This window comes from Bradyrhizobium centrolobii, from assembly GCF_001641635.1.
Lineage (GTDB): Bacteria > Pseudomonadota > Alphaproteobacteria > Rhizobiales > Xanthobacteraceae > Bradyrhizobium > Bradyrhizobium centrolobii.
This window is the reverse complement of sequence record NZ_LUUB01000092.1, coordinates 69,939-84,575: the sequence shown is the minus strand read 5'-3', so window position 1 is coordinate 84,575 and position 14,637 is coordinate 69,939. Positions and strand designations below refer to the sequence as shown.

The following is a 14,637-nucleotide window of genomic DNA, read 5'->3' as shown; positions in this document are numbered from 1 at the left end:
CCGGCGATCCACGACATCACCACCGATCCGATCGACCCGCCGCGCTTCGACGCGCTGGCGCGCCTGCGCACTGGCGACGGCGCCAACTCCGCGGTCTATGCCGGCCTCTATTCGGCCGAGCAGCAGCGCCGCTTCTATCCCGACATCGAGCCGATCGAGCTGGAAATTCCCGCCGAACGCGCCTATGCGCTGGCGCTCCAGCTCGTCAACAAGCGCAAATGGCTCGTGATCGACGAGCGCGCGCCGCAGCCGCCGCGCCGCATCGGCCGCATCGAGGCGGTGGCGCGCACGCCGCTCATGGGCTTCCGCGAGGACGTCTCGATCCGGGTCGTGCCCGATGGCGACGATTCCCGCGTCGATATCCGCTCCGCCTCGCGCTATTTCGACAGTGATCTCGGCAGCAACGCCGCGCGCGTCACCAAGTTCATCGACGATCTCAACACCGCCGCCGATACCGATGCGTTGAAGCCGGTGAAGAAGGTGCCGGTGATCCCGCCGAAGGCGCCGGCGAAGACGGTGAAGAAATAGTTCTCCGTCATTCCGGGGCGCCGCGAAGCGGCGAACCCGGAATCCATTCATCCACGAACGCTGCGGCCCGACGGATTCCAGGTTCGCGCTGACGGGCGCCCCGGAATGACGGAAGCCTAGGCGTTCGCCATCTTGTACGTCCCCGTGATCACGGGATCGCCGTCCGTCGCCACCACGCCGCGGGCGACGAGGTCTTCCAGATGCGCCAGCACGGAGTAGCCGGCCGCGGTTGTGAGCCTCGGATCGATGCCGATATAGATCGCCCGCACCATGGTCGGAATGTCCGCCTCGCCCTTGGCAAGACGATGCAGGATCGACGCCTCGCGCGCCTTGCGGTGGCGGATCAGGAAGCGCACGAAGCGAGGCCCGTCCGGAATCTCGGGACCATGGCCGGAGAAATAGAGGTCCTCCTCGCGCGCCGCCAGCCGGTCGAGCGAGTCCATATAATCGATCATCGAGCCGTCGGGGGGCGCCACGATCGAGGTCGACCAGCCCATCACGTGATCGCCGACGAAGTTGAACTTTCGCTCGGGCCAGGCGAACGCCAGATGGTTGGCGGTGTGGCCGGGCGTCGCGACGGCCTCGAGCCGCCAGCCGGCACCTTCGATGACATCGCCATGAGCGATCCTGACATCGGGTGCGAAGTCGCGATCAGCACCGGACTCCGGATTATGCCTCTCGCTCTCGAAGCGCGGCCGCGAGGCGCGGTGCGGACCTTCGGCATAGACCGTCGCGCCGGTCGCCTGCTTGACCCGCGCGGTGTTCGGCGAGTGGTCGCGGTGGGTGTGGGTGACGAGGATATGGCTCACGGTCTCGCCGCGCACGGCGTCGAGCAGCGCCGCTGCATGGGCCTCATTGTCCGGGCCGGGATCGATGATCGCGACGTTGCCTTTGCCGACGACGTAGCTGACCGTGCCGGTGAAGGTGAACGGGCTCGGATTGTCGCACAGCACGCGCCGCACGCCCGGGCGAACTTCCTCGACGATTCCGGGGTTAAGCGGAAAGTTGCGGTTGAACGGGACGTCGTCGTTGTCAGACATGGCACTTCCTGTACGTACCGCCGCACTCTTCGTCATACCCCGCGAAAGCGGGGTATCCAGTACGCCGCGGCGCCCGAGGCGAAGGCGAGGTCACTGGGATATTGGATCGTCCGCTCCAGTGCGCAATCGCGCACAAGGCGGACGATGACAGCGGAGCAAATCGACCACGTCCGAGTTCCGTGGCAATCAGAAAAACGCCTGAATGCCCGTGATCGCGCGGCCGAGGATCAGGGCGTGGACGTCGTGGGTGCCCTCGTAGGTGTTGACCGTCTCGAGGTTATGGACGTGCCGCATCACGTGATACTCGATCGAGATGCCGTTGCCGCCATGCATGTCGCGCGCAGTGCGTGCGATATCGAGCGCCTTGCCGCAATTGTTGCGCTTGACGATCGAGATCATCTCGGGCGCAAACTTGCCCTCGTCCATCAGGCGGCCGACACGCAGGCTAGCCTGCAGGCCCAGCGCGATCTCGGTCTCCATGTCGGCGAGCTTCTTCTGCACGAGTTGGGTCGCGGCGAGCGGCTTGCCGAACTGCTTGCGGTCGAGCGTGTACTGGCGGGCGCGGTGCATGCAGTCCTCGGCGGCGCCAAGCGCGCCCCAGGAGATGCCGTAGCGGGCGCGGTTGAGGCAGCCGAACGGGCCTTTCAGGCCAGAAACGTTGGGCAGCAGCGCGCTCTCGGGAACCACGACGCCGTCCATCACGACCTCGCCGGTGATCGAGGCACGAAGTGAGAGCTTGCCGCCGATCTTCGGCGCGGACAGGCCCTTCATGCCCTTCTCCAGCACGAAGCCGCGGATCTGGTTGTCGTGCTCGGCCGACTTGGCCCAGACCACGAACACGTCGGCGATCGGCGCGTTCGATATCCACATCTTGCTGCCGGTCAGGCGATAGCCGTCCGAGACCTTCTCGGCGCGGGTCTTCATACCGGCCGGATCGGAGCCGGCGTCGGGCTCGGTGAGGCCGAAGCAGCCGACCCATTCGCCGCTGGCGAGCTTCGGCAGGTACTTCTTGCGCTGGTTCTCGTCGCCATAGGCGTAGATCGGGTACATCACCAGCGAGGACTGCACAGAGTTCATCGAGCGGTAGCCGGAATCGACCCGCTCGATCTCGCGCGCGACGAGGCCGTAGGCGACATAGCTCGCATTGGCGCAGCCATATTCCTCCGGCAGCGTGATGCCGATCAGGCCGAGCTCACCCATCTCGTTGAATATCTCGCGATCGGTCTTCTCTTCCAGATAGGCCTTGGAGACGCGCGGCAGCAGCTTGTCCTGGGCATAGGCGCGCGCGGTGTCGCGAACCATGCGTTCGTCTTCGGTGAGCTGTTCATCGAGCAGGAACGGATCGTCCCACTGGAAAGAAGCCGCAGCCGGCTTGTCCTTGGCCTGAGGGCGCACGCTCATGAAACGTCCTTTCGCGTCTGGTTCCGTCTAAAAATTGCCCGACAAATTAAAGCGCCGGGACAACAAGTGCAAATGCATCCTGGTTTCGGTCGTTCCGGGGCGCGCAGCGCGACCCCGCAAACTCTTCGTTTCCACGACATCGAGATTCCGGGTCCGGCGCTTTCAGCGCCATCCCGGAATGACAACGCGTCAGGTCTCGAGCTGTTCGTTGGCAACGATCTCGATGCCGAAGCCCGACAATCCCTTGTAGTCGTGCACGGACGAGGTGAGATGCCGGATCGAGGTGACGCCGAGATCGCGTAGGATCTGCGCGCCGACACCGACCTCGCGCCACTGGCGGTTGCGGTCCGCCTCCGCCGACGTCTCGTCAGGCAGCGGCTCGACCGGCACGCCGGCGGCGCCGTCGCGCAAATACACGAGCACGCCACGGCCCGATTTCTTGAAGTGCTCGAGCACGGCGGCCATGCGCTTGTGGCCGGTAAAAATATCCTTGACGATGTTCGGCTTGTGGAAGCGCGTCAGCACGTTCTTGCCGTCCCCGACCCCGTTGTAGACGAAGGCGACGTGAGCGATGGAATCGAACGGCGAGCGGTAAGCATAGCCCTGAAGCGGCCCGATCGGGCTTTCGGTGACGAAGGTCGCGACCCGCTCGATCAGTTTTTCGCGCGCCTGACGATAGGCGATCAGATCGGCGATCGTGACATGCTTCAGCTTGTTCTGGGCGGCGAAACGCGCAACCTGCTCGCCCTTCATCACGCTGCCATCGTCGTTCATCAGCTCGCTGATCACGCCGACCGGCGGAAGACCGGAGAGCTTGCAGAGATCGACGGCGGCTTCGGTGTGGCCGGAACGCAGCAGCACGCCGCCGTCCTTGGCGATCAGCGGGAAGATGTGGCCGGGACGGGCGAAGTCGTGGGCGCCGACGTTCGGATTGGCGAGCGCGCGGCAGCAGGAGGCTCGTTCCTCCGCAGAGATGCCGGTGCCGCCGTCGGGCTTATAGTCGATCGAGACCGTGAAGGCGGTGGTGTGGGCGGAGTCGTTATGGGCGACCATCGGGTCGAGCCGCAGGCGGCGCGCGTCCTCGGTCGTGACAGGCGCGCAGACGATGCCGGAGGTGTGGCGGATGATGAACGCCATCTTCTCGGCGGTGCAGAGCGAGGCCGCAACGATCAGATCGCCCTCGCCCTCGCGGTCCTCGTCGTCGGTCACGACGACGAGCTCGCCCTTGGCAAAGGCCTGCAAAACTTCCTGAACGGTATCGGGCATTTCCCAATCTCTATCGGTTATCGGCCGGAGGCTTAGCCGGACTTGGCCCGGCGCGCTAGTGTCCTGGACGCAACCGCATATGCCAGACGGCCGCCTCGGCACAGGCCTTCAGGCTTGCACCGAACATACCAGCGATATAGGCGCGCGCCCGATCGGGTGGAAGGTCGCCGGGCGCCGTCAGGGCAGCACTTCGCGCCGTTCGCTGAGCCGCAAATCGAGCTCCGTGCGCTTGTCGGCCAACAGGCCGGCCTGGGCGGCCTCGATCACAGTGAACAGCTCGTGGGCGTCGCTGAGCCGGGTCACCATGACATAGCTGGCGCCGGCCTCATAGAGCTCGCCGACATCGGCCAAGAGATCGGCGGTGGCGACGATCAGGGCGTTGGGGTTGAGCGCGCGGACATGGCGGACCAGCTTCTCGTTGGTGGCGCCCTTCAGGAGCGAGTCCGGCACGCTGAGGATGATGATCTCGGACTTGCCGACGCCGGCATGAACCAGCGTATCGACATTGCTGATGTCGCCATAGATCACGTGCAGGCCCCGCGAAAGCAGCGTCTGGTACACATTGGGGTTGAAATCGACGACCGTGATCTGCTCCAGCAAGACGGGCGCCTGCCGCTCGATCTCGGCCAGCAGCGCGCTCGCCGCGCGGAAAAAGCCGAGGATGACGATGCGGCGGGCCTCGCCGTGGCCGCTCTTGTGCCCCTCCTCGGCGTGGCCTTTCCCATGATCAAGATCGCGCAGGCCGATCCGCTTCAAGGGGCCGATCGCCCAGCGGGTGATCTCGTCGCTGCGCACCATCACGAAGGTCGAGAGCACGGCCAGCACCACGAAGGCGAAGGAGGCCGCGTTCGCCGTCTCAGGCGCGATGTGGTGGTCGGCGACGCCGGTCTGGATCACCACCAGCGAGAACTCGGAGATCTGCGCCAGGTTGATCGCGGGCAACAGGCTGGCGCGCAGGCCCTGCTTCATGAGGTAGAGCGGGATGAAGGTGGTGACGAGGCGGCTCACCACCGTGAAGGCCGCGATCATCAGCGCGAGCCCAATGACGGAGAGGCCCGGCACCGGAATGGTCATGCCGAGGGCAACGAAGAACAGCGTGATGAAGAAATCGCGGAGCGTGGTGACCTTGGCCGTCACGTCGAGCGCATAGGGGAAGGTCGAGAGCGAGACGCCGGCGATCAAGGCGCCCATCTCGCGCGACAGCGAGAGCTGCTCCGCCGTCTCGGCGACAAGAAAGCACCAGGCGAGCGCGCCGAGCAGGATCAGCTCCGGCCGGCGGGCGATCTGGTGGAACAGGCGGGGCAGCACGTAGCGGCTGACCAGCAGCGCGACCGCGACCAGGGCCGCGACGCGGCCGATCGAGAGCAGGATGACGCTGACCTGCAGATTGGCAAGGCTCGGCTGCACTGCCAGGAACAGGATGGCGAAGATGTCCTGGAGCACCAATACGCCGAGCGTGATGCGGCCGGGCAGCGTGTCGAGCTCGCGCTTCTCGTAGAGCACCTTGACGATGATGACGGTGCTGGAGAGCGCGCAGGCGACGCAGAGATAGAGCGCATCGAAATGGCCGCCGCCGAGCGACAGGCCGATGCCGGCGAAGAACAGGATTCCGAGCAGGCAGCCGCCGAGGAGCTGGCCCCCGGCCGCGAACAGGATCACCCGTCCTGCCCGCACGATCTTCTTCAGGTCGATCTCGAGGCCGATCATGAAGAGCATGAAGATCAGGCCGAGCTCGGAGATGACGCTGATCGATTCCTGCGACTTGACCCAGCCGGCGCCGAATGGACCTATGCAGAAGCCGGCGATAAGGTAGGCCAGGATCAACGGTTGCCGAGAAAAATGGGCCAATAGGCCCAGCATCCAGGCAAACAGAATACAGAGAGTAATGTCGCGAATGAGTTCGTGCATACCAGATTGGTCCGTTTTGCCGCACCCTAGAGACGGGTTGCGGCGCGGCAAGCGAGCAATTCGTCACATGGGAAAAGGGCTTTTCGCTGCAATCCTGCTATGTCCGTTCGTAGCAGCACTCCCCGCGGCCGCGCAGCCCAAGGTGAATATCGAGCAGAGCTTTGCCGATTCGCTGACCGCGCTGCCGAAGGAGGAGCTAAGTGTCTCGGGTGGGTTCTACGTGCCGGCCTATTCCAGCGTCGCCATGAGCCAAGGCAAGCTGCGCGTCGACTTCTCGGTGACGCTCAGCGTCCACAACGCTTCCGAGACCCAGCGGCTGGTCGTCAAACGCATCGCCTATTTCGACACCGCAGGCAAGCAGGTCGAGAGCTATCTGAAGGCACCGGTCGCACTGAAGCCGCTCGCCACCGTTTCGATCTTCGTTCCGACCGACGATGTGCGCGGCGGGACCGGGGCCAATTTCATCGTCGACTGGGCCGCCACCAGCGAGATCGCCGAGCCGGTGGTCGAGGCCTTGATGGTTGGCGGCGTCGCCAATGCGCATTACGCTTTCATCAGCCAGGGACGTCCGACCCGGACGGCCGGCAAGAAGTAAGACCGCCCAACCTGGGCGGTCGGCAAGAAGTGATCGGCCAGCCGGTGCAACGCCGGCTGGCTCAACAAGAACAGAAAGAACAGAACGAGGAACGCCTATGACGTCCAGCTTCGATTTTGCGCCCCTGTTTCCGCCGGGGCTGCCGGCCCCCACTGCGCGCTGGACGGGCCTTGCCAAATACAGCTTTGTCGGCGGCAACAATGATTCCGAGCAGGTGCCCGTCGACCGGCTGATCGAAGCGGTTGACGCCGTGTTGCGGCGGGAGGGCCGGACGCTTGCCACTTACGGACTGGCGCATGGACCGCAAGGCTATCTGCCCTTGCGCGAATTCCTGGTGACAAAGCTCAAGCGCGACGCCGGCATCGCCTGCACCGTCGATGATCTCCTGATCGTCTCCGGCTCATTGCAGGCGCTCGACCTCGTCAACCACACGCTGCTTACGCACGGCGACACCGTGATCGTCGAGCAGGAGACCTATCAGGGCTCGCTCAACCGCCTGACCCGGCTCGGGGTCGATACCATCGGCATCCCCCTCGACGAGGACGGCATGCGCATGGACGTGCTGGCGGCGACCTTGGCCGACCTGAAGCGCCGCGGCATCCGGCCGAAATACATCTACACCATTCCGACCGTGCAGAACCCGACCGGCAGCATCATGCCGGAGAGCCGGCGTGCCGAACTGCTGCGGCTGTCGGCCGAATATGGCGTGCCGATCTTCGAGGACGATTGCTACGCCGATCTCGTATGGTCAGGACAGCGCCCGCCCGCAATTTACGCGATGAGCCCCAAGGGCGGCGTGATCCATATCGGCTCGTTCTCGAAATCGATCGCACCGGCCTTGCGCGTCGGCTTCATCGTCGCGCCCTGGGAGGTGATGTCGCGGATGCTGTCGCTGAAAACGGATGCCGGCTCCGGCGCGCTGGAGCAGATGGTGCTCGCCGAATATTGCAAGCCACATTTTTCGACCCACGTGCCGGCGCTGACGAAGGCGCTGCGCACCAAGCTCGATACGCTGATGGAGGCCCTGAACGAGCAGTTCGGGACGGCGGCGGAATTCGAGGAGCCGAAGGGCGGCATCTTCCTGTGGGTGAAGCTGCCCGACCAGGTCGATACGCTAAAGCTGTACCAGGCCGCGCTTGCGGCCGGCGTCTCGATCAATCCGGGGCCGGAATGGTCGACCAACAAGGGCCATTCGGGCCCTCGCCTCAGGCTGTGCTTTGCCAGCCCGACGCATCAGCAGATCCGCGAGGGCGTCGCCGTGCTGGCCGAGGTCTGCCGCAAGGAGTTCGGCGTCCCCGCGCGGATTGCAAACGTGGCGAAGGCGCGCGGGTAAGCGCGCCGTCAGGCCGCCTGTGGCTGGCTGCCGTGAATCGCGGAGGCCAGCCGCAGCAGCAGCACGATCGACACGTTGCCCTTGCCGGCCTCGATCTGGGCAATATAGCGCTCGGAAATCCCCGACCTGCGGGCAAGCTCGCGGCGCGACAGCTCGCAGCGCAGGCGCGAGGACCGCAGCCGATCGCCCAGCTCGGCCAGGAACGCGGTCTCAGAGTAAGGCGGCGCAGCGCAGCCGCCCGGCAGCACCTCGCCTGCAAAGTCCATCACTTCATCCAGCATTGATCTATCCACGATCGCCCTCCGGAAAGCCAATCCTACCGGAGAAACGACCCGCCTCATTGACGCGGATCAAATTCGCGAAGCGTTGGTGGACGGCCGGGATGGGGATGCTAGACTTCAGCCTCGATCGAGGGCGGGGCTTTCCTTGGACATGATGCGTTGTTTGTGCCGCTGGACCACAGCCGCGCTGCTTTGCGCTGCGCTGACCTCCACCGCAGATGCCGAGACGCTCGCGACGACGGTCGAGCAATGGGGCCTGCTCGGCTCATGGTCGGTCGACTGCTCGCTGCAGCCCGACCGCGCCGAGGGTGCGGTACTGACTTACGAGATCAGGCCCGACGGCCGGGTGATGTACCGGCGCAATTTCGGCGAGGCCACGGACGAGAGCGAGGTTGTGGCCGCTTCGATCAATGCGGAAGGCCTGCTCAATCTGATGGTGTTCTTCCCGTCGCTGCATCAGACGCGTGAGTTCGGGCTGCTGTTGCAGGAGGACGGCGGCCTGCGCGCGATCTACAATCGAAGCGAGCGTGGCGACTACACCATCAGGGACGGCAAGTACGTCAAGTCTGGCGCGCCGACGCCTGCGCAGCATCGCTGCGATTAAAGGTTATGTTTGAGCATGATCCCCGCGCAAACGCGTTCCGCGTTTGTCGCGAGGGAAAACCGCCGCACACTTTGCGCTAACGCGGCCCTTCGGGTCCGGATCATGCTCACCTGAACAGCCGTTCAGAATTCTCCTGCAGTTCCTCCGGAACGTTCGCGCACAAGCGCAGTGCGTTCATTGGAGGAGGACATCGTGAAGAAGCTTGGATACGTCGTCGCGGCTCTCGGTGCGATCGCGGCGCCGACGCTGGCGAGTGCCGAGACGGTGGTGATCAAGCGCCATCATCACGGCCCTTACGGCGCCCGCGCCGAATTCCGCGAGCATCGCGACTACGGCATGCATCGCGGCTGGCATCATCGCGGCGACAAGGTCGTCGTGATCAAGCGCGATTATCGCCACTACTAATGCGCAACGTGGAAATGGCCCCTCACGGGGCCATTTCTTTGCGTATCAAAGCGTCTGACGAGACTAATCCCACGCCGGCGCAAAGCCGGGATTGACGCAGCGCCTGTCCTTCGGCAGCGCGGCGATCTTCTTGCGATCGGCGTCGTCGAGCATGATCTTCAGCGCATCGAGATTCGCCTGCTGGCTCTCGCGTCGCGACGCCTTCGGGATCGCGGCGACACCATCCTGGTCGACCAGCCATTTCAGCGCCACCTGCGCCGCGGTTGCGTTATGCTTGGCGCCGATCTCGCCCAGCACCGGATCTGACGCGATGCGCCCCTGCGCCAGCGGGCAATAGGCAACCAGCGGAATCGATTTGGCCGCGAGATAGGCCAACACCTTCGATTGATCGAGCATCGCGTGATATTCGATCTGATTGCAGGCGATCGGGGCCTTGATGTCCTCGACCGCGGTCTTGAGCAGCGCCGTGGTGAAATTGGCAACGCCAATGGCCCGGGTGCGCCCCTCGTCCTTCAGCTTCATCAGCGTCTCGAACACCGCACCCCAGTTTGCACCCTTGGACGGCCAGTGCACGAGATAGAGGTCGACGTGGTCGAGCCTGAGTTTCGTCAGGCTGGCATCGAAGGCACGGCGGATCGCGTCCGGGGCGAGATTCTCGTGCCAGACCTTTGTCGTGACATGCAGCTCGCCGCGCGGCACACCGGAAGCGGCGAGCGCGGCGCCGATCGACTCTTCGTTGGCGTACATTTCGGCGGTGTCGATATGGCGATAGCCGAGCGACAGCGCGCTCTCGACCGCCGCGCGGCAGGCATCGCCCTGCATGCGGAAGGTGCCGAGGCCGAGCTTGGGCATGGTGATGCCCTGGGTCTTTAGATTGTCCATGAACAGGCTCCTGACCTATTTCAGCCCGCCAGACGCGCGGCGGCGCCGCGTGAGCAGACTCTTCGGTGATGGAAAAAGAGGTGGCGGGAGCGAGCAGTATAGCGCGGGAGTGGTGGGGTGGCCAATCAAAGATCGGGTTAGGCCGTGAAGCGCGATGCCAGCCCCAACGTCATGCCCGGGCTCGTCCCGGGCATCCACGTCCTTCGTGCCGGGCGGTGAGGCGTGGATGGCCGGGTCAAGCCCGGCCATGACGAGACGGAGAGAGTTGCCCGTTCCTCACGAGTGCTGCGCCACCACGGCCGGACGCGCCTGCGGCTGCGGCACGATGTCGACGGACCAGAGGTCGCGGTTGTCGACGTCCTTCAGGGTCACGGTCATCACGCCGGTAGCGCCATCGATGTCGACGCGGCCGAAGAACTGTAGTCCGAAGCAGGGCGCCAGATTCTCGCCCTGTGCCTCGCTGCATCCGTTCTGATACATCGCAACCGGGCCAAAGGTGTTGTCGAGCTCACCCGGCCCCCAGGTGCCGGCATGCAGCGGACCCGAGACGAACTCCCAGAACGGCTCGAAATCCCGGAATTGCGCCTTGTTCGGATCGTAATAGTGCGCGGCGGTGTAGTGCATGTCGGCGGTGAGCCAGACGACGTTGCGGACGCCGGCGCTCTTGATCGACGCAAGCAGATCGGCGATCTCGTGCTCGCGCCGGTCGGGCGCCCCATTGCCGAGCGCGACCGCGTCAAGGCTAATCAGCCCGATCGGCAGATCGGCCGCGATCACCTTCCAGGTTGCGCGCGAGGCGGCGAGCTCCCGCTTCAGCCAGGCGAGCTGCTCAGCGCCCAAAATCCATCCGCGATGGTCATCGCCCTTGTTCCAGCTATCGTCGCGATAGCTGCGCATGTCGATCATGAAGACGTCGAGCAGCGGCCCGTAGCCGATGCGACGATAGACCCGCCCTTGCCGCGCGCCGATATCGCGGATCGGCATGAAGTCGAAGAAGGCGCGGCGGGCGCGCGCGACCAGGCGCGGCGTGCCGTCGGCGTCATAGCCGGCGTCGTCATAGCTGCCGGTCGGCGACCAATCGTTGGTGACCTCATGATCGTCCCACTGCGCGAACATCGGCACCTGCGCGTGGAAGGCGCGAAAATGTTCGTCGAGGTGATTGTATTTGTAGTTGCCGCGGAACTGCGTCAGCGTGTGCGCGACCTCGGACTTTTCCTCGGTCACCACATTGCGCCAGGTCTCGCCGTTCGGCAGCTTCAATTCGGACGGGATGGTGCAGTCGGCGTAGATGTGATCGCCGGAGTGGATGAAGAAATCGGGGCGGTTGTCGAGCATGGTGCGGTAGCTGCGATAGCCGCCGCGCGAGATGTCGATGCCCCAGCCCTGCCCCGCCGTGTCGCCGGACCACAGGAACGAAATCGACTGGCCTGCGGCCGGCGCGGTGCGGAAATGGCCGACACGGGTTTCGCCGGCGATGCCGGCCGCGATATCGTCAAAGCGGACTCGGTAGAAGATGTCCTGCCCGGGCGGCAGATCGCTCAGCAGAAGTTTGGAGGTGAAATCGGCCTCCGGCAACGCATCGCTGGATGCCGCCGCAACGATGGTCTTGAAGCTTTCGACAGTTGAGCATTCGACCCGCATGCGCGCGGGCCGATCGGCGCGCGCCCAAACTACGGCGGAGCCCTCCGACACGTCACCGGACTGAAGCCCGCCCGCGATCTGCGGGCGGTCGGCGACACGGCTGATGTAGGGTTTTGCGAACGTGCCGAGCGAGGTGACGGCGAGGCTGGAGGCGGAGCGACCCAGGAACTGTCGCCGGGTCCATGCGCGCGAGGCGCGGAGCGTTGCCATTCAGGAGACCTTCGTCGAATCGCGACGGAAGGTGCCTGCGCTCCTTGACTCCCAGCTTACGGTTTCTTGACTCCGCGCCTACGGTTTTGCGACGCACGGATGACGCAACTCAGATCAGGCTAGTGCTTCCAGTTGCAGATGCCGCCGGAGCGGCACGGCCAGGTCTGGATGCGGCTGTCCATCGCCTGCGCGTCCAGCGGATTGCCGTGGCGATGCGCGAGCTTGGCGCGCGCGGCGCCACGCGGCTGCGCGCTCTTGGCGCGAGCGACCTTCGGTGCCGGCACGTGCACGCGTTGGGCCGCAACCTTCTTCGGCACGTCCATCGGCTCGACGCGCGCCTGCGCGTCGTTGCCGCCGCGGGCCTCGAGCGCGACCGGCGCGAACTGGGTCTCCGGCCCGAGCCGCTTCGGCGACAGCACGGCCTTGGACAGATCGAGGCTCAGATATTCGTCGGGCTTGTAGCCGTCGGCGCGCGAGATGCCGCCCCATGCGAGCATGAGGGCGGCAACAAGGGCAAAACGGACGCCTTTCAGGACCACGAACGCCTCCTGAAACCTGATTTATAGGAGCAATTTACCCCTATTTAGGAGGCGCCGCGCCCAATTCCAGCGGCCAATTGCCGCCAGGGTTAAGACTGTCCAGCCGGCGTCACGCAACCTTTCGCGCTGCCCCAACCCCGTCCAGGAACCCCATCAGGCGGCTGCGGATGATGGTTTCCGCCTCCCCCATGATGCGATCGACGAGTTCCTTGCAGGAAGGGACGTCGCGGATCAGGCCCGCGACCATGCCGCAGCTCCAGGCGCCCGCATCCATCTCCCCCTCGATCATGACTTTCGGATAAATGCCTGCGACCTGACCGTGGATGTCGTCGATCTTGAGCCTGTCGCCCTTCTCGCGTTCGATCTCGATCAGGCGATCGACATTGGCATTCTTCAGCACGCGCTCGGTGTTGCGCAGCGCGCGCATGATCAGGCGGGTGTCGAGCTCGGTCGCCGCGACCAGCGCGTTCTTCACGTTCTGATGCACCGGCGCTTCCTTGGTGGCGATGAAGCGCGTACCCATGTTCATGCCGGCCGCGCCGAGCGACAGCGCAGCGACAAGGCTGCGCCCGTCGGCCATCTCGCCGGAGGCGACGAACGGGATCTTCAATTCCTCGGCCGCACGCGGCAGCAGGATCATGTTGGGGATGTCGTCTTCGCCGGGATGACCGCCGCACTCGAAGCCGTCGACGCTGACCGCGTCGCAGCCGATCCGCTCGGCCTTGAGCGAGTGGCGCACCGAAGTGCATTAGTGGATCACCTTGATGCCGGCCGCCTTCATCGCCGGCATATACTGCTCGGGGCTGCGGCCTGCGGTCTCCACGATCCTCACCCCGCCCTCGACGATGGCCGCGATGTATTCCGGATAGGGCGGCGCCGAGAAGGTCGGCAGGAACGTCAGGTTCACGCCGAACGGCTTGTCGGTCATGTCGCGGCAGCGCGCGATCTCCTTGGTGAGCAGCTCCGGCGTCTTCTGCGTGAGCCCTGTGATGATGCCCAGCCCACCGGCATTCGAGACGGCGGACGCAAGCTCCGCAAAGCCGACGAAATGCATGCCGCCCTGGATGATCGGGTGCTCGATGCCGAACAGTTCGGTAATCGCGGTCTTCACGTACTCGCCTCCCGGAGTTTTGGTTCGCGTTGGGATCAGTCTAGCCGGACTTTTGCGCCGCGGTCACCATTTCTCTCCGAACGGCCGGATCTCCATCTCGAAGGTCCAGGCGCTCTTCGGCTGCTGATAGAGCTGCCAATAGGCGTCGGCGACCGACGACGGCGGCATCAGCAGGTCGGGATTGTCCAGCGCATTCGGCCCGAGCGCCTCGAGCCGGCGCTGCCGCACCCATTCGGTGTCGACACCGGAATCGATGATGAGATGGGCGACGTGAATGTTCTTCGGCCCCAACTCGCGCGCCATCGCCTGCGCCACTGCGCGCAGGCCGAACTTGGCGCTGGCAAAGGCCGCAAAGCCGCTGCTGCCGCGCAAGGAGGCGGTGGCGCCGGTGAAGAAGATGTTGCCGCCGCCGCGCGGCAGCATCAGCCGCGTTGCCTCGCGACCGGCGAGGAAGCCGGAATAGCAGGCCATCTCCCAAACTTTCCGGAACACGCGCTCGGTGGTGTCGAGGATCGGGAAATTGACGTTGGCGCCGATGTTGAAGATGCAGACCTCGAGCGGCGCATGCTTGTCGGCGTCATTGAGGAAGGAGATGATCTCTTCTTCCTTGCGCGCATCGAGCGAGCGCGCGTGGACCTCGCCGCCGGCAGCCTCGATGTCCTGCACGAGCGGCGCAAGCTTGTCGCCGTTGCGGCGGCCGGCGAAGATCGAAAAGCCCTCGGCGGCAAATTTCTTGGCAATCTCGGCACCGATGTAGTCGCCAGCGCCGATGACGGCGGCTGTGGCGTTTCGCTTGGGCAAGGTCGCCTCCTCCGGTGAACGCCGCGACGCCTGGACGAGCGTCGCGTGCGGATGGTGTGATTGACTGGGAAGTTATAGTTCCAAAATAGAAG

Annotated in this window: 14 protein-coding genes and 1 pseudogene; 5 read left to right on the top strand and 10 right to left on the bottom strand. The window is 64.8% G+C overall.

Annotated elements, in window-relative coordinates:
• A partial coding sequence (locus AYJ54_RS53000; RefSeq protein ID WP_245329191.1) for a DUF1499 domain-containing protein occupies window positions 1-528 on the top strand: 528 nt, incomplete at its 5' end.
• 116 nt (window positions 529-644) lie between these two features.
• On the opposite strand, the gene AYJ54_RS33805 is transcribed toward AYJ54_RS53000, so the two are convergent.
• From AYJ54_RS33805 to AYJ54_RS33790, 4 genes are all read right to left on the bottom strand, one after another.
• On the bottom strand, window positions 645-1,568 hold the full coding sequence (locus AYJ54_RS33805; protein WP_063705980.1) for an MBL fold metallo-hydrolase: 924 nt from the start codon (window positions 1,566-1,568) through the stop codon (window positions 645-647).
• Window positions 1,569-1,754: 186 nt separating this feature from the next.
• The gene (locus AYJ54_RS33800; RefSeq protein ID WP_063705978.1) at window positions 1,755-2,969 is read right to left on the bottom strand and encodes an acyl-CoA dehydrogenase; all 1,215 of its coding nucleotides are present in this window, start codon (window positions 2,967-2,969) and stop codon (window positions 1,755-1,757) included.
• 189 nt (window positions 2,970-3,158) lie between these two features.
• A complete protein-coding gene (gene ribB / locus AYJ54_RS33795; RefSeq protein ID WP_063705976.1) occupies window positions 3,159-4,235 on the bottom strand; it encodes a 3,4-dihydroxy-2-butanone-4-phosphate synthase in 1,077 nt (358 codons plus the stop codon).
• Window positions 4,236-4,412: 177 nt separating this feature from the next.
• Window positions 4,413-6,143, bottom strand: coding sequence for a cation:proton antiporter (locus tag AYJ54_RS33790; protein ID WP_063705974.1), 1,731 nt, complete (start codon window positions 6,141-6,143; stop codon window positions 4,413-4,415).
• A gap of 67 nt (window positions 6,144-6,210) precedes the next feature.
• Between AYJ54_RS33790 and AYJ54_RS33785 the strand changes: the two genes are divergently transcribed.
• Together AYJ54_RS33785 and AYJ54_RS33780 are read left to right on the top strand one after the other, a co-directional pair.
• Entirely contained in the window at window positions 6,211-6,738 is a 528-nt protein-coding gene (locus AYJ54_RS33785; RefSeq protein ID WP_063705972.1) for a DUF3124 domain-containing protein, read from the top strand.
• A 97-nt stretch (window positions 6,739-6,835) separates the two neighbouring features.
• A complete protein-coding gene (locus tag AYJ54_RS33780) occupies window positions 6,836-8,071 on the top strand; it encodes an aminotransferase-like domain-containing protein (protein ID WP_063705970.1) in 1,236 nt (411 codons plus the stop codon).
• 8 nt (window positions 8,072-8,079) lie between these two features.
• On the opposite strand, the gene AYJ54_RS33775 is transcribed toward AYJ54_RS33780, so the two are convergent.
• The gene (locus AYJ54_RS33775) at window positions 8,080-8,352 is read right to left on the bottom strand and encodes a helix-turn-helix domain-containing protein (RefSeq protein ID WP_063705969.1); all 273 of its coding nucleotides are present in this window, start codon (window positions 8,350-8,352) and stop codon (window positions 8,080-8,082) included.
• Window positions 8,353-8,503: 151 nt separating this feature from the next.
• Here AYJ54_RS33775 and AYJ54_RS33770 point away from each other — a divergent pair, with 151 nt between their 5' ends.
• Both AYJ54_RS33770 and AYJ54_RS33765 read left to right on the top strand, forming a co-directional pair.
• Window positions 8,504-8,956, top strand: coding sequence for a hypothetical protein (locus AYJ54_RS33770; RefSeq protein WP_063705967.1), 453 nt, complete (start codon window positions 8,504-8,506; stop codon window positions 8,954-8,956).
• Window positions 8,957-9,148: 192 nt separating this feature from the next.
• A complete protein-coding gene (locus AYJ54_RS33765; protein ID WP_063706117.1) occupies window positions 9,149-9,361 on the top strand; it encodes a hypothetical protein in 213 nt (70 codons plus the stop codon).
• A 63-nt stretch (window positions 9,362-9,424) separates the two neighbouring features.
• Here AYJ54_RS33765 and AYJ54_RS33760 read toward each other — a convergent pair whose 3' ends face one another.
• From AYJ54_RS33760 to AYJ54_RS33740, 5 genes and pseudogenes are all read right to left on the bottom strand, one after another.
• Complete coding sequence (locus AYJ54_RS33760; protein WP_063705965.1) at window positions 9,425-10,243, bottom strand: aldo/keto reductase; 819 nt, start codon at window positions 10,241-10,243, stop codon at window positions 9,425-9,427.
• A 276-nt stretch (window positions 10,244-10,519) separates the two neighbouring features.
• Window positions 10,520-12,094: an alkaline phosphatase D family protein gene (locus AYJ54_RS33755; RefSeq protein WP_063705964.1), complete on the bottom strand. Its 1,575-nt coding sequence runs from the start codon at window positions 12,092-12,094 to the stop codon at window positions 10,520-10,522.
• Window positions 12,095-12,213: 119 nt separating this feature from the next.
• Complete coding sequence (locus tag AYJ54_RS33750; RefSeq protein ID WP_063705962.1) at window positions 12,214-12,633, bottom strand: hypothetical protein; 420 nt, start codon at window positions 12,631-12,633, stop codon at window positions 12,214-12,216.
• A 109-nt stretch (window positions 12,634-12,742) separates the two neighbouring features.
• Window positions 12,743-13,744: pseudogene (locus AYJ54_RS33745) on the bottom strand (NAD(P)H-dependent flavin oxidoreductase).
• A 63-nt stretch (window positions 13,745-13,807) separates the two neighbouring features.
• Window positions 13,808-14,545 (bottom strand): SDR family oxidoreductase, encoded by a 738-nt coding sequence (locus tag AYJ54_RS33740; protein ID WP_063705960.1) that lies wholly within the window; start codon window positions 14,543-14,545, stop codon window positions 13,808-13,810.
• Window positions 14,546-14,637: the final 92 nt, after the last annotated feature.

Bases quoted from the DNA above. Each gene is read 5' to 3' on its own strand.
- AYJ54_RS33805 (WP_063705980.1), bottom strand. From the start codon at position 1,568: ATGTCTGACAACGACGACGTCCCGTTCAACCGCAACTTTCCGCTTAAC.
- AYJ54_RS33770 (WP_063705967.1), top strand. From the start codon at position 8,504: ATGATGCGTTGTTTGTGCCGCTGGACCACAGCCGCGCTGCTTTGCGCT.
- AYJ54_RS33790 (WP_063705974.1), bottom strand. From the start codon at position 6,143: ATGCACGAACTCATTCGCGACATTACTCTCTGTATTCTGTTTGCCTGG.
- AYJ54_RS33755 (WP_063705964.1), bottom strand. From the start codon at position 12,094: ATGGCAACGCTCCGCGCCTCGCGCGCATGGACCCGGCGACAGTTCCTG.
- AYJ54_RS33800 (WP_063705978.1), bottom strand. From the start codon at position 2,969: ATGAGCGTGCGCCCTCAGGCCAAGGACAAGCCGGCTGCGGCTTCTTTC.
- AYJ54_RS33780 (WP_063705970.1), top strand. From the start codon at position 6,836: ATGACGTCCAGCTTCGATTTTGCGCCCCTGTTTCCGCCGGGGCTGCCG.
- AYJ54_RS33760 (WP_063705965.1), bottom strand. From the start codon at position 10,243: ATGGACAATCTAAAGACCCAGGGCATCACCATGCCCAAGCTCGGCCTC.
- AYJ54_RS33785 (WP_063705972.1), top strand. From the start codon at position 6,211: ATGGGAAAAGGGCTTTTCGCTGCAATCCTGCTATGTCCGTTCGTAGCA.
- ribB (WP_063705976.1), bottom strand. From the start codon at position 4,235: ATGCCCGATACCGTTCAGGAAGTTTTGCAGGCCTTTGCCAAGGGCGAG.
- AYJ54_RS33775 (WP_063705969.1), bottom strand. From the start codon at position 8,352: ATGCTGGATGAAGTGATGGACTTTGCAGGCGAGGTGCTGCCGGGCGGC.